We start from the raw sequence: 14307 nt of genomic DNA, 5'->3' as shown, positions 1-14307 counted from the left end.
TGAGAGATTTTGAGAACACTGAAATATGAAAATGTTTATCCGGCATCATATATAACTATGAAAGAGGCTAAAGTAGGTATCAAAGAATATATTGATATTTACAACAATGAAAGACTACATTCTAGTATTGGATATATGACTCCTGATGAAGTATATTCTGGTATTTTAGATGCTGCATAAAAGCAAGGAATAAAATATTTTATAAAGTGGTATTGAATAACAGGGACAGTTTAGAATGAATCAATGAGATGTTTGTTTTGTAAATTGATTGGTTTATTTAATATTGACAAATGAAAGTTATAATAAGATAATCAAATCATTATAATTTTAGGTGTAGGATTAATGAGATTTTTAAAAGTGAAATTTAGTGTATTAATCCTTTTGATAATGACGTTAGCTACATTGTTAGGATGTTCTACTCTAGGTGCTAGTAATTTTAATGATGGGTATTATACGACAATAGTAAATGAAAGTTTTGATAATGTTTATAAAGCTTCATTAGAAGCTTTAAAAAATGGTCAAACATTTGATTTAAAAGGTAGTCCATATGATATTAAAATAAATGAAAAGAAAATAAATAAAGCTGTAATCGCTGCAGAAAGTGATAGTGATCCTGCTGATTTTGTTGAAATTGCAATTCAGAAAAAATCAGAAGATAAAACAGAGTTATCAATAAAATATGGTAAGAATGGTAACACAATAAGATCGTCAGCTTTCATTCCTTTTATACAAGAAAATATTAAGCATCATTAATATCTGACCTCTTCTCTTGAATTGACAAATAAAAAACCTGAGAAGATAATTAAAATTATTATAACCGTACATTATAAAGAATGAAAGCCATGAAACTAAACCTTAAATTTTTAGCTTTAGTTATAATTATAACTTTGGTTTCAGCGTGTGTAACTAGTAATATTAAGTATAATAATGAAGGTTACTCTATTGTAGATATTCATAAGAGTTTGAATGATGTTTATGCTAAGACATTAAGATTGATTGAGTCTGATCAAGTATCTAATTCAGGTAGTGATTCTTATACCATGAACACAAATCAAAAAAGTGATAAAAAAGCCTTGATATTAGCAGTTAATGATAATAATCCTAATGACTTTGTAGAAGTTGTAATGCAAAAAGCATCAGCATATACAACAAGATTAGCTGTTAAATATGGCAAGGAAAACTCAGTTAAATCAGCGTTATTTATCAGTTTGGTACAAGAGGGTTAGTGCTTATATTTGAGACAATATCTTAGTACCTCTAATTATTTCATCATCTTTCTTAGCAAAGCAAATTCTTAAAAACTTGTGTTGAGGAGTTTTAAATAATGACGACATGGGAATGACCCCAACACCATACTCTTTGATAAGTTTTGTTGCAAAGGTATGATCATCTTCTTTGCTTATTTCACTATAGTCTATCATTTGGAAAGGAGATCCTTGCCATTCTAAAATTTTGAATCTTGATGCTTTTAGGTTCTCTCTTAAAAGACTATTCTGTTTTTTATATAATTTATGTAAATTCTCATAGTATTCAGGATGTTTCAAAATTCCTTCAGCTAATGAAAGCTGCATGGGGTGAACAGCTGAAAAAGTTGAAAATTGCTTTATAGCTAAGATATTTTTTATAATATCTCCTGGTGCAATCACCACTCCTTGACGCCAGCCTGTAAGATTATATGTTTTACCAAGAGATTGTAATATTACTAGTTTATCTCGTAGTTCGGGTATTTCTATAGCACTTGTAAAACTATCACCAGCATAAATGTGTTCATAGACTTCATCAGATATTACTAGAATATCCTTATCTTTAATGATTTTAGTAATTTCTTGATATTCACTTTTTGAGATTATAGATCCCATAGGGTTATGTGGTGAGTTTAAGATTATAACTTTTGTTCTATTAGTAATTGCATTCGCGATAGCTTGTACATCAATGTTACCATTTGGTAACAGCTTTAGTCTTACACATTTACCCTGGTTAAACTTTGTAACGCCGGCATAGGTATCAAATATTGGATCAAACATGATAACTTCATCACCAGGCCCAACGTATGTTGATATTGTAGTAAATAAACCCTCTTGGGCACCAGCAGTAATTATTACGTTATCGATAGTTATATCTATGTCATAGCAGTGTTTAGTTTTATGTACGATTGCTTTACGCAGTGTCATAGCTCCAGGAATTGGGGCATATTGATTTTTGCCTTTTTTCATATAGTAATTCACGCGATCGATTAACCATTCTGGGGTATCAAAATCTGGAGCTCCCTGTGTAAGATTAGCTGCTTTATATTCTGCTGCCATTATTGAGAACTTACCGTATACAGATGAAGAAGTATCAATATATGATTTTGGTTGTATCATATTTATTTCTTTTGAATATAAAACATTAGCTAAATTATAGTATAAATTTTGTATAATGTCCCCAGAAAAAGCTACTGATTTTAGAAAGATTTTTATTCCTAGATGTTAAACTTAACTAGATAAATTAGGAAATAGATAAATGAGTAAAAAAAGAGTAACGTATACAGCTGATTTTAAAGCTAAAGTAATTATAGAATTGCTAGAAGGCGATATGACAGTTAATGAGATAGCAAGTAAGTATGATTTACTTTCTAAAAACGTGCATAATTGGAAGCAGCAATTTTTATCTAATGCTTGCTTAGCATTTGATAAAAGCTCTATTGTTAAGGAGTATAAGCAGGAAATAGATGAGCTTAGAAAAGATAAAGATGCAACAAGTAAAAAACTAGTCGAGGTAATAGTAGAGAGGGATTTTTTAATGGGAAAGCTAAAAAGCTTGGTATCATCAAATGATAGAGTAAACTCTGTAGATACTAAGCTAGAATTATCTTTAAATAATCAGCTTAAACTATTATCTGTATCTAAGAGTGTGTACTATTATACACCAATATCAAAATTTAGTAGTAATGATGATATTAAACTATTAAATGCAATAGATTTGATACATACTAAACATCCATATTATGGTACGAGAAGGCTAGTAAAGTTGCTAAATAGATTAGGATTTCTAGTTGGAAGGAAGCTAATCAAAAGTGCTATGGAATTCATGGGTATAATGTCCCCAGAAAAAGCTACTGATTTTAGAAAGATTTTTATTCCTAGATGTTAAAGTTAACTATATAAATTAGGAAATAGATAAATGAGTAAAAAAAGAGTAACGTATACAGCTGATTTTAAAGCTAAAGTAATTATAGAATTGCTAGAAGGCGATATGACAGTTAATGAGATAGCAAGTAAGTATGATTTACTTCCTAAAAACGTGCACAATTGGAAGCAGCAATTTTTATCTAATGCTTGCTTAGCATTTGATAAAAGCTCTGTTGTTAAGGAGTATAAGCAGGAAATAGATGAGCTTAGAAAAGATAAAGATGCAACAAGTAAAGAACTAGGCGAGGTAATAGTAGAGAGGGATTTTTTAATGGGAAAGCTAAAAAGCTTGGTATCATCAAATGATAGAGTAAACTCTGTAGATACTAAGCTAGAATTATCTTTAAATAATCAGCTTAAACTATTATCTGTATCTAAGAGTGTGTACTATTATACACCAATATCAAAATTTAGTAGTAATGATGATATTAGACTATTAAATGCAATAGATTTGATACATACTAAACATCCATATTATGGTACGAGAAGGCTAGTAAAGTTGCTAAATAGATTAGGATTTCTAGCTGGAAGGAAGCTAATCAAAAGTGCTATGGAATTCATGGGTATTAAGGCATTGTATCCTAAAAAAAAGACAACTGTCATTAATAAGCAACACAAGAAATATCCATACTTACTTAATGTATTTAAAAATGAGACGAATCAGGTTGTTATAGATAAAGCTAATAAGGTATGGAGTGCTGATATCACGTATATTAGACTAGAATGTGGGTATGCATATTTAGCAGCCATAATAGATTGGCATAGCAAGAAAATACTAGCTTGGAAGATTTCTAATACTATGGATACACATCTAACAACTAGTGTGTTAAAAGAAGCGTTATTTAAATATGGTAAACCTGATATCTTTAACTCTGATCAAGGAACTCAATATACAGCAAAAGAGCATATTAAAATATTATCTGATAATAAAATAAATATATCTATGGATGCTAAAGGAAGATCTATAGATAATATTGCAATTGAGAGATTTTGGAGAACACTGAAATATGAAAATGTTTATCCGGCATCATATATAACTATGAAAGAGGCTAAAGTAGGTATCAAAGAATATATTGATATTTACAACAATGAAAGACTACATTCTAGTATTGGATATATGACTCCTGATGAAGTATATTCTGGTATTTTAGATGCTGCATAAAAGCAAGGAATAAAAATATTTTATAAAGTGGTATTGAATAACAGGGACAGTTTACTATTTTAAAATTAATAAAGAAATATATGAGGAACTGAATAAAAATTTTATCCTAGTATGTTAATTAATTGCTCTATAGTTATTTCTTGCTTTTCTTGGGTCCTACGATTTTTATATTCTATAAGTCTTTGCTCTAATAGTCTGTCACCAATTACAATATGATGAGAGTAGCCCACAAGATCAGCATCAGCAAACATTACTCCAGGTCGAGCTCCACGATCATCTAATAGTACATCAATACCTTTAGCTAATAATTGTTGATAAAGTTTATCAGCAACTTTTTTAACATTTTCTGATTTGTTATAATTTATTGGTAATATAGCAACTTCAAATGGTGCTATGGTTTCTGGCCATATTATGCCCTTATCATCATGAGATTGCTCAATTGCTGCTGCCATAACTCGAGATACACCAAAACCATAACAACCCATTAAAAGAGGTCTAGATTTACCATCTTGTCCAATCACAGTTGTGTTCATTGATTTTGAATATACATCTCCAAGTTCAAAGATATGTCCAACCTCAATACCGTTTGTTAGCTTTAAAGTGCCATTACCATCTGGAGATACATCTCCAGCTACCACATTTCGAATATCATCAACTTCATAGTTAGTTACATCTTTATTCCAATTTACATTTGTTAGGTGGTAATCATCTTCATTAGCGCCACAGCATAAGTCTGAAATAGCTACAGCACTATAATCTGCAATTATTTGAATAGGACAGTTATATATACCAAGTGAGCCAGGATTAGCATTTAAAAGTTTAAAAATTTCTTCACGTGAAGCTAAAGTATATGGCGCGGATACTTGAGGAAGCTTATTGATTTTTGTTTCATTAAGCTCATGGTCACCTCTGACAACTAATGCAAAAAACCTTCCTTCCATATCTTTAATAATCATAGTTTTTATAGTTTGTTTAATATCAAACCTCATTTCTTTACAAAGCTTCTCAATAGTTTTCATATTTGGCGTATGAATTTTATCTATAGAATTTTGAGAAGTCTCTTTTTTATTAAGATAAGGTTTTGCATAAGTAGCGAGCTCTATGTTTGCTGCATAATCACTACCATTACTATAGCAAATAATATCTTCTCCTGCATTTGCTAGCACTTGAAACTCATGGCTATTGTCGCCACCAATTGCACCATTATCTGCTTTTACAGGACGATATTCTAAGCCTATTTCATCTAAAATATTACAATAAGTTTGAAACATTACTTTGTATGTACTATTTAGACATTTGCTATTCTCATGAAAAGAGTACGAGTCTTTCATAATAAATTCACGAGCGCGCATTACTCCGAAGCGAGGACGGATCTCATCTCTGAATTTTGTTTGAATTTGATATAAATTTAGAGGTAACTGTTTATAGCTTTTGATAGTGTCTCTAGCCATGTCTACTATAGGTTCTTCATGAGTAGGGCCATAGCAGAAGTCTCTGCCATGTCTATCTTTTAATTTTAGAAGTTCTGGTCCAAACTTATCCCAACGATGAGTCTCTTGTAAAAGTTCAGAAGGGAGTATACTTGGTAAAAGTAGTTCACTTGCTCCAGCTTTATTCATTTCTGTACGGACAATTTCTTGAATTTTTTGTAATACTTTCAATCCCATAGGCATCCATGTATATATACCTGAAGCCAGCTTTTTTATAAGGCCAGCTTTTAGCATATATTGGTGACTGATAAGAACAGCTTCTTTAGGAAGCTCTTTGGTAGTAGCAATAAGTGTTTGTGTTGCTTTCATAATGTCTATAATTATTATAAATCAAAATATGAGCTAAATTATAGCAAAAAAAATATTAATGCTTGTAACTTTTAAGATGTATAGTTATGTTAAAAGAAAAATAAGTTAATCATTTATTACAGTCAGTATATTTTTCTTATTTAGAAAAAAGTTCAAAAAGCCAGTAGCTATTTGGATCTGATGGGCATAAATATGGTCCGCATTCAATGAAAACGCTTATTGTATTTGCTAAGGTCAAACATATTATTAAAACAATGGCTATTTTTGAAATAATACTAAAACTCTTCTTTATTCTATTTTGATCTGGTGTTATAAGACCACAAACTGTTGCATATATAATAAACACGATACTTACGACAAAACTCCAGGTATACATATGTAATGAAAAAATTGAGTCTCCATAACTACCTGTTCCGGGAACTATATGTAAAAGAATTTGTGTAGTAGCAACAGCAGCGTTTAATAATGCAACTAATATTACAAAAAGATAATGCTTATATTTATTTCCATAAGTTAAATTTAGTATTAATCCAAAACTGATTAGGCTTAATGCTATTCTTTGAAATATGCATAATGCACAAGGAAGCTCTTGGAAAAATATTTGATAGTAAAAAGCTGTGATTAATATTATAGATATACCGATAATAGCGAAACAATCAAAAAGATCTAAAATATTTTATTTCATAATCTGCTCTCCTACAGTTGAATGTTGATATATCTAATAGTGTGAGGAATAAACATTATTAGTAGTAGTATTAGAGAAGTGAAAAAAAGTATTTTTGAAGTTTTATATTTATTTGTTACTGCAAATATAAGGCTTAGTAATGTTGTTGAAAATATTAAGAAAATCATTTTATTTTTCCAAATAATTATATCTTGATTTTTTTATAAGTTAAATCAATCTATTTTTTTAAGCATATAAATTAAATTGATAACAAGAGTTTGAATATACTTAGAGCTGTTTAGAATTCATATATTTAGAGATAAGAAAGGAGGAAAAAAATATAAACTACTAAACTGCTCTAAGTCAAAACTTAACGTAGTATATAAGAAATTATTCTGAATATTTTGTGGCTCCCCGAGACGGACTTGAACCGCCGACCAATTGATTAACAGTCAACTGCTCTACCAACTGAGCTATCGGGGAGTAACGAGGTGTATTATATGATTGTTTTGATATGCTGTCAATATTTTTTTGGAAATTTTATAGCTTTTCATAAGCTTTTATATAATTAGAGATTTATGTTAATATATTCACTAAGTTTTGAGGTAATTATTTAAATATTTGTTAATATGGCAAGTCAAGTTATACAGCGACAACAAGAGCTAATAGATGAGTTATCTTTCTTTGATGATTGGGAAGATAAGTATGACTATATTATTTCATTAGGTAAGCAACTACCAAATTTTACAGAAAGTAAAAAAACTAATAGTAATTTGGTCAAAGGATGTCAATCTCAGGTTTGGTTTGACAGTAGTATCTATAATGGTAAGTTAAACTTTATTGCTACTAGTGATGCTTTAATAGTTTCAGGTCTTATAGCAGTTTTGTTGCGAATATATAACGATGCTACTCCGAGTGATATATTGAACTCGAATGTGGACTTTGTTAGGCAAATTGGCTTTGGTAATAATTTAAGCTCAAATAGAACGAATGGTTTAAAGTCAATGCTTAATTATATATATGCAACAGCAACTAAAAACCAGTAAATGGAAATACTTGTTTGTAGACCAGAAAAAGATACTCTCGATTTAGTAGAGTTGCTTTGTTCTAAAAATTGTAGAGCTATTGGTTTACCAGTTATAAAGATCTTTTATAAAAATATATCTGAAAGAATTCACCAATATAATACAATTATTTTTACGAGTAAATATGCAGTAGAAGGTTTGTTTAAGCAGTATTACCCAAAACTATTTGTTAATAAAAAAATATATGCGATTGGAGCTAGCACTACCAGACTTCTTAGGGAGTTTGGATTAAATGCGGAATACCCTCGTACTAAATATAATTCACAAGAATTGTTTCAATTGATCTTTCAACATGACATATCAGAACAAGAGCTTGCGATTGTTTCTGGCGTTGGAGGGAATGATTTTTTAATAAAAGAGCTTTCTAAATATACAAAGTGTTATAAGTTTGAAACCTATGAAAGAGTTTTTGAAGAAGTTGATTACTTGTATAATAGATACATACAATCATTCTCACAACAAAATCCTAAAGTTATAGTTGTAACAAGCTTAGATGTATTTAGATCGTTAATTAGGATTTTTGTAAAAACATCGGCTCCAAAAGACGCAATTATTACCATAACTAGCCCAAAGATGCTAGAATTTGTAAATAAGCAGGGCTTTAAAAACATCTTAAAGCTCGAAAAAATAGATAACGATTATATTTGTAGGAAAATATTGGAAATTACAGAGGCTAGTAGAAATGTCGGTAACAAAAGATTCTCATCAGCAGAGTAGTGGTGTTAGAAATACTATTGTGGAAAAAAATAGGACTAAAGATAAAAGCTCAAGAACGATTATATCTAAATTCAGTCTTGTAGTGTCATTGGTAGCTATGGGTATGGCCGGTTATGTGACTGTTAATTCAATAGTTAGGTCCAAAAGTACTAATAATGAAACATATCAGTATACTATTTTACAAAAACAATTAACCAGGATTAAACAAGCTCAAAGTGATCAAATGACTATTCTTGATGATGTAAGTAGTCAAAAAGATTCGCAACAAAATAGTATAAAAGCAATCCAATCGCAGCTTTCAATTGTAAATAGTCAGCTAGCGGCCCCAACAAAAGATTTGTATATGCAGATGGGTATTACAAATATTCAATCAGCAATTGATTATTTGATTTTAGCAAAAGATGTTGTAACTTTTAGTGGAGATGTTCAAAGAGCAAATGATCTAGTTGATATAGCCTTTGATAAGATTGAAGCAAGTAAAGTTGCGAATATAAGTGCAATTGATCGTCAAAATATCAAAAATACTTTAAAAAGATACGCTTCTAGAGAAGATGTTATCAAAGAGTTTATTAATATTGAGCAGCAGTTTGGTAAGTTAAAGTATATTACTCCTGAGAATGTAGGTTCAGTAAAAACTAAGCAATCTGAAAATAAATATATGAAGCTATTAAACTCAATTGTTAAAATTCAAGATATTCCTAAAAATCAAATTCTTGTATCAACTAAACAAGCAAAACAGTTTATTTCAGATAATTTATATCAACTTTTAATCTCTTTGCAAACAGCAATGTATACGAATAATAAGGCTGATATTACACTAGATAAAACAAGTCTTATAAATATTTTAGAAAAATATTTTGTTCAGGACAGTAATGCTAAAAACTTGGAAAAAACCATACAAAGCATTCAGTCTCGAGAAACTGAAGATTTAGACAATACTCTTGATAAAGTTATTAACCAGTTATCAAGCCAGCAAAATGATCTTTTAACTAAAGAATCAGTGCTAAATGCCAGCTCAAGTAAAAAGGGAAGTAACAAATGATAAATATTATAAAGCTTATAATAGCTGTTATCATAGCCACAATAGTAGGTATTTGTGCTACCCGGTATCATGGTTATATTATGCTTGTTTTATCCGATAAAACTATAAAAATGAATATGGTAGCATTTGTTTTCGCGGTAGCAGTATTATTTTCCTTAATAATTTTTGGAGTTAGGATAATCAAGCTAGGCTTTAGTTTTCCTTATTTATTATTTAGTTGGTTTTTGGGTTTATTTATGGTCGATAAGCAGGAGAGATTTGTTGACATAGTGGCTGATATTTTATTGAGAAATGATAAACTAATGCAACAGTTGAGTGTTGCAAGTCTGGCAAGATTAACTCCTAAATATTTAAAAGATTATATTCTATTTAGAAAATTTGAAATAATATCTAGTTCAGCGGATATTAAAGAACTTGAAAAATCTCTAAAGCAAATAGATAGTAAAAGCATTACATACAAATTTTTCGAAGTATATCGGTTTTATCTAGTTCAAAAGTTTAGTGAAGCTAGGTCAAGAGTCTTAGTCTTATTAGAGTGTAACAATAAGAGATTTATGCCAAGTATTACTAATTTAGCTGGTAATATTGCTTTGGCTGATAAGGATGATACGTTTGCACTGAAAGTTTTGGAAAAGTATGATGCTTTTTTAAAAACAGATATTGAAGAAAAACTAATCGTGTTAGCACTAAGACAGGCCAAAAATTTTGATAAATTATCAGATATTTATAATAAATCAGATGCTACATTAACCTTAAGTAGAGTTTATTTGGAGCAGTTAGTAGCTTTAAATGAGATGACTTTCGCAGAGAAGTTTGCTAAAAAGCAATTTAATAGTTCTAATATGACTGCAGAAATGTTAAAGCTTTATGTTAATGCTTTTAATATGCCTATTTCTAGATTAGCTAATAAAGTTCTTGATAAAGGTAATTATGATTATCGTAGTATTATTACATTACTAGAGTTGGCAGTAATTAAATCAGATAATGTTAGTTTTAAAATGATTTATGATTATGTTGAGAGAAATATTAAAGATTCACTGTCTATGTTAGATTTAGAAAGATATTCACATATTTTATGTAAGTTTTTTATAAAAAATGGTGAGATTGCGGACTTAGATTTATCAGAGGCAAGACTAATTTATAGAAATAATTAATTAAGAGGTTAGTATATGCAAGTTAAAAGATGGTTTTTAGACAATAGTTTGAGAAATTATCAATATCTTTTATATGATAATAATAATGCGATAATTATTGATCCTTTAAAGGTTGAAATTTTTGATGAGTTTATTAAGAAAAATAATTTACAACTTAAAGCAATACTTATAACACATAAACATGGTGATCATATTGCTGGGGTTAAAAAACTAGTTGAGCTTTACCCTAACACTAAAATTTATGCATATACTGATAATGATTTGTTTAAACCTGATACATATGTTAAAGATGGTGATTTAATTAATTTAGGGTTTGCTACTTTTAAAGTCTTATATACTCCTGGTCATATATCAGATCATGTTAGCTTTTTATTTGAGCGAGAAAAGGCTCTATTTTGTGGTGATACTTTATTTAATGCTGGTGTAGGTGGTGTGCATGCTCAAACAGCAGATGTAAATAAATTATATGAATCTTTAGTTAAAATTGCAAACCTGGATGCAAATATTAAACCGTATCCAGCACATGATTATTGGCAAAATAATTTGGATTTTGCATTAAGCATATTACCTGAAGATGAAAATTTTAAGTATTATATAGAGCAAGTCTGTGATTTAGAAGCATCTAAGAAACCAATAGTTAATTTAGCAGAAGAAAGTAAGTTTAATATTTTTATTAGAGCTATAAATGATGATAATCTCACTAAGGTTTTACCAAGCTATTCATTAGGTAGAGATATGTTTGTAAAGTTAAGAGAGTTAAAGAATAATTTTTGATCCCTTTTAGTTTTTCTGAGTTTTTTTATTAGAGTTATCTTTTTCATCAGTAGATGTTTTAGAATTCTTTTTATCACTCTTAGGTTTTATTTTGGTGCGGCTAACTTCTCTAGGAAATCCTCCATTTAGTCCTATTCTTTGTAGTTTGATAACATCTGGTGCCATAGCACGCTTACTATCATATGGACCTATGTACATTCTGATCCAGTTGCCAACACGTTTGAACTGAGGATTTAAACCATCTTTTTTCATCTTTTTGACATACCATGAGGTTTCATTCATGTTTCTAAAAGATGCTATTTGATATATATATGTATATTTGTATTGAGCTCTCTTAGCTTCAGGATTCACATTTACGCTAACACTATCATGTTTAAGATTGTTATAAAATGTAAATATCATTTTACCACTTGGAGTATTCTCAGAAAAATTTGGTTTTTGATTATTATTAGCTTTTTGATCTTGTTTAGTATTTTTTGTGGTTTCTTTTTTATCGATTTGCTGTTCTATCTTTGCTTTTTCTTCAGCCTTAATCTTATTGATAAGTTTTGATACAATTGCAACACTTAAAAGACATATGATGGCAATTATAAGTAGTTTCTTTTTTTTGTTTAACTTAGGTTTTTCAGGTTTTGGCTGAATATCTTTTTTTTGTTTTTTAGGTATATCCAATTTTGATAGATCTTTCATAAGCTTTATTTTGGTGATAAATTTTTTATAAACTAAACTTAGGTTTAATCTATTAATGTTATACTAAAGAAAGATTATAATTAATAGTGATATAAAAATATATAGGGTTTTGTTATGAGCTATCATAAAAATGATAAATTTATTATTAAAGGTTTCCATAATAGCTGTCCAAATGCTTTTAAAGATAAAATAATAGCAATGGGAGTCTTAGAGGGTCAGGAAATGAAAGTTATAAACAGATCAATCTTTGGCGGACCTATAGCCTTTGAAACAAATTGTGGAATCTTTTCATTACGTAAAAAAGATTTAGATTTTTTAAAATTAGAAAAAATAAACTAGAAAGAGGGTAACATGAGTTTAAAAAAAATATTTTTGATAACATCAGTTTGTGCAGCTACTTTAGCTACTACTAATCTATATGCAACTGCAATTGTACCTTCACACAAGACAACTACACAGGATAGTAGTTTTATAAAAAACACTATTATTAGTAATTTAGATTCTTTATTTCCTTTTCAAACTCATGTTACAGTAGGTAAAGTCGATAAGAATAGCAATGGTGATATTACTGCTTCAGATATTTTGATTGTAAGTAATGGTAATAAAAACCCTAACGTATCTATAGATAAGCTTGTAGTTAAGGGCCTAAAAGTTAATCAAAAAATTAATAATGATGTGTCTATAAAAGTAGAAGGTTTAAAAGTTACAAATTTAGCATCTGCTGTAGCAAACAGCAATGCAGTCAGTGCAAAAGTAGATTCTAAGAAATTATCAGGAGATAATAATCTGTACAAAATAGCTATGAATGCGATAGGAAAAAGTGTATATAACTTTGAGATTGAATACGATCATAGTGATAGTATATTAAAATTTGAGCTTGATTCTACAATAAATAAAAAAACTTTTTTTAAGGAAGATTTTGAATTAACAAATTTTGATTTATCAGATACTACTTTTGATAATGATTTTTTAGCAAGTTTAAAAAATAAAGTAATGAGCTCAAAAATAAAAAATCTTAATTTTGATGCTAATTTTTCAGAGGTTTTGAAAGAAACAACATTGCAATATCTAGGTAAAGATTATAAGCAAACTCCTAATTTAGATATCAATGGATCACTAGGTAAAAGTTCGGGAGAGTTTGAACTTAATGTTGATGGTAGCTTAGGTTCACAAAGTCATGTTAAGTATAATCTTGTAGCTGATGGTATTGATTTAGAGAATACTCAAATGAAGGATATAATAAATGGCTCTAACGTATTTTGGAAAAATGCATATATTCAAACAAATACAGCAGATATTGCAATTGAATTAAGTTTTGATAAAGATTCTTTTTCTAAAAAATCTCCAGTTCAGAAGATTCTTAATCTTTTAGATAAAAAACAATTAAACATAAAAATAACCTCAGATAGTAGTTATAAAGATTCCAAATATAATAATAATTTTAATATAACAGCTGAAGGCTTATCTAATCTAAGTGCTAGTACAAAAGCAGTAGTTAATGGTAAATTAGACTTATTACCATATCTTGGGGTAACGGATAAGAAGCATAAAAATCTATATAACTGTAATAATCAGCTATGTTTGACAAATATTGATTTTAGTTTTGTAAATAATGGTTTGTTGGAAAAGGTTGCAAGATATACAAATAAGGATCCAAATACAACTCCTCAGCAAATACTTGGATCATATGGGGCTTTATTACAGCTATTTGCAGTACAACAGCAAAATCAGTTCTTGAGAAAGGCCTTATCATCTTTTGCAATGTTTTTACAAAATACTAAGAATATAAGCATTCATGCAAAAGCAAATAAACCAGTTAATCAGACCGCGTTATTAAATATGTTGATTGATGATACAAAATCTCTGAAAAAGCATAATCCTATGGAAAATAATGGTAGAGTTGATTTAAGTAAATCACCTAATATTAAGCTAATAAATGATATTCAAAAAATATTTAAAATAACTTTTGATGTTAATAGTTAAAGTGATAAAAAAATAAAGAAAATATTATAGTGATTTAGTATATATCAGTGTTGACAAAACTTTAAAA

General features: G+C 29.0%; 16 protein-coding genes and 1 tRNA gene. 12 read left to right on the top strand and 5 right to left on the bottom strand.

Annotated elements, in window-relative coordinates; all coding sequences use genetic code 11:
• Positions 1 to 9 precede the first annotated feature (9 nt).
• The 3 genes from CDV26_RS06545 (at position 10) to CDV26_RS06535 (ending at position 1226) form a co-directional block, all read left to right on the top strand.
• Complete coding sequence (locus CDV26_RS06545) at positions 10 to 180, top strand: integrase core domain-containing protein (RefSeq protein ID WP_088772595.1); 171 nt, start codon at positions 10 to 12, stop codon at positions 178 to 180.
• A 162-nt stretch (positions 181 to 342) separates the two neighbouring features.
• The gene (locus tag CDV26_RS06540) at positions 343 to 753 is read left to right on the top strand and encodes a DUF3568 family protein (RefSeq protein ID WP_088772594.1); all 411 of its coding nucleotides are present in this window, start codon (positions 343 to 345) and stop codon (positions 751 to 753) included.
• Positions 754 to 842: 89 nt separating this feature from the next.
• Positions 843 to 1226, top strand: a complete 384-nt coding sequence (locus CDV26_RS06535) for a hypothetical protein (RefSeq protein WP_088772593.1) — start codon at positions 843 to 845, stop codon at positions 1224 to 1226.
• Between the two features lie 3 nt (positions 1227 to 1229).
• Here the strand turns inward: CDV26_RS06535 and CDV26_RS06530 are convergent, their stop codons facing one another.
• Entirely contained in the window at positions 1230 to 2363 is a 1134-nt protein-coding gene (locus CDV26_RS06530) for an aminotransferase class I/II-fold pyridoxal phosphate-dependent enzyme (RefSeq protein WP_088772592.1), read from the bottom strand.
• A 139-nt stretch (positions 2364 to 2502) separates the two neighbouring features.
• On the opposite strand from CDV26_RS06530, the gene CDV26_RS06525 reads away from it, so the two are divergent.
• The gene (locus tag CDV26_RS06525) at positions 2503 to 3132 is read left to right on the top strand and encodes a transposase (RefSeq protein ID WP_088772591.1); all 630 of its coding nucleotides are present in this window, start codon (positions 2503 to 2505) and stop codon (positions 3130 to 3132) included.
• A gap of 30 nt (positions 3133 to 3162) precedes the next feature.
• Positions 3163 to 4332 (top strand): IS3 family transposase, encoded by a 1170-nt coding sequence (locus CDV26_RS06520; RefSeq protein ID WP_088771805.1) that lies wholly within the window; start codon positions 3163 to 3165, stop codon positions 4330 to 4332.
• A 101-nt stretch (positions 4333 to 4433) separates the two neighbouring features.
• On the opposite strand, the gene CDV26_RS06515 is transcribed toward CDV26_RS06520, so the two are convergent.
• The 3 genes from CDV26_RS06515 to CDV26_RS06505 all read right to left on the bottom strand — a co-directional run bounded on the left by CDV26_RS06515 (position 4434) and on the right by CDV26_RS06505 (position 7278).
• Positions 4434 to 6131 carry a proline--tRNA ligase gene (locus tag CDV26_RS06515; RefSeq protein WP_088772590.1) on the bottom strand — a complete coding sequence of 566 codons (1698 nt, stop codon included), beginning with the start codon at positions 6129 to 6131 and terminating at the stop codon, positions 4434 to 4436.
• 136 nt (positions 6132 to 6267) lie between these two features.
• On the bottom strand, positions 6268 to 6804 hold the full coding sequence (locus CDV26_RS06510) for a disulfide bond formation protein B (protein ID WP_245806562.1): 537 nt from the start codon (positions 6802 to 6804) through the stop codon (positions 6268 to 6270).
• 398 nt (positions 6805 to 7202) lie between these two features.
• Positions 7203 to 7278 (bottom strand) — tRNA-Asn (locus CDV26_RS06505).
• 146 nt (positions 7279 to 7424) lie between these two features.
• Here CDV26_RS06505 and CDV26_RS06500 point away from each other — a divergent pair.
• From CDV26_RS06500 to CDV26_RS06480, 5 genes are read left to right on the top strand one after another with little or no spacing between them, the layout of a single operon-like run.
• Positions 7425 to 7841 (top strand): SufE family protein, encoded by a 417-nt coding sequence (locus tag CDV26_RS06500; RefSeq protein ID WP_088772589.1) that lies wholly within the window; start codon positions 7425 to 7427, stop codon positions 7839 to 7841.
• On the top strand, positions 7842 to 8597 hold the full coding sequence (locus CDV26_RS06495) for a uroporphyrinogen-III synthase (RefSeq protein ID WP_088772588.1): 756 nt from the start codon (positions 7842 to 7844) through the stop codon (positions 8595 to 8597).
• Positions 8563 to 9639 carry a hypothetical protein gene (locus CDV26_RS06490; protein WP_088772587.1) on the top strand — a complete coding sequence of 359 codons (1077 nt, stop codon included), beginning with the start codon at positions 8563 to 8565 and terminating at the stop codon, positions 9637 to 9639. The genes CDV26_RS06495 and CDV26_RS06490 overlap by 35 nt, the downstream gene beginning before the upstream one ends.
• Positions 9636 to 10793, top strand: coding sequence for a heme biosynthesis protein HemY (locus tag CDV26_RS06485; RefSeq protein WP_088772586.1), 1158 nt, complete (start codon positions 9636 to 9638; stop codon positions 10791 to 10793). Before CDV26_RS06490 ends, CDV26_RS06485 begins: the two co-directional genes overlap by 4 nt.
• 15 nt (positions 10794 to 10808) lie before the next feature.
• A complete protein-coding gene (locus tag CDV26_RS06480; protein ID WP_088772585.1) occupies positions 10809 to 11567 on the top strand; it encodes a hydroxyacylglutathione hydrolase in 759 nt (252 codons plus the stop codon).
• Positions 11568 to 11573: 6 nt separating this feature from the next.
• Here the strand turns inward: CDV26_RS06480 and CDV26_RS06475 are convergent, their stop codons facing one another.
• Entirely contained in the window at positions 11574 to 12257 is a 684-nt protein-coding gene (locus CDV26_RS06475) for an SPOR domain-containing protein (protein ID WP_088772584.1), read from the bottom strand.
• Positions 12258 to 12371: 114 nt separating this feature from the next.
• Here CDV26_RS06475 and CDV26_RS06470 point away from each other — a divergent pair, with 114 nt between their 5' ends.
• Together CDV26_RS06470 and CDV26_RS06465 are read left to right on the top strand one after the other, a co-directional pair.
• A complete protein-coding gene (locus tag CDV26_RS06470) occupies positions 12372 to 12596 on the top strand; it encodes a FeoA domain-containing protein (RefSeq protein WP_088772583.1) in 225 nt (74 codons plus the stop codon).
• Between the two features lie 12 nt (positions 12597 to 12608).
• A complete protein-coding gene (locus CDV26_RS06465; RefSeq protein WP_088772582.1) occupies positions 12609 to 14240 on the top strand; it encodes a hypothetical protein in 1632 nt (543 codons plus the stop codon).
• Positions 14241 to 14307: the final 67 nt, after the last annotated feature.

The sequence above is a fragment of the Francisella halioticida genome, from assembly GCF_002211785.1.
Lineage (GTDB): Bacteria > Pseudomonadota > Gammaproteobacteria > Francisellales > Francisellaceae > Francisella > Francisella halioticida.
This window is presented reverse-complemented; position numbering and strand designations above follow the sequence as displayed.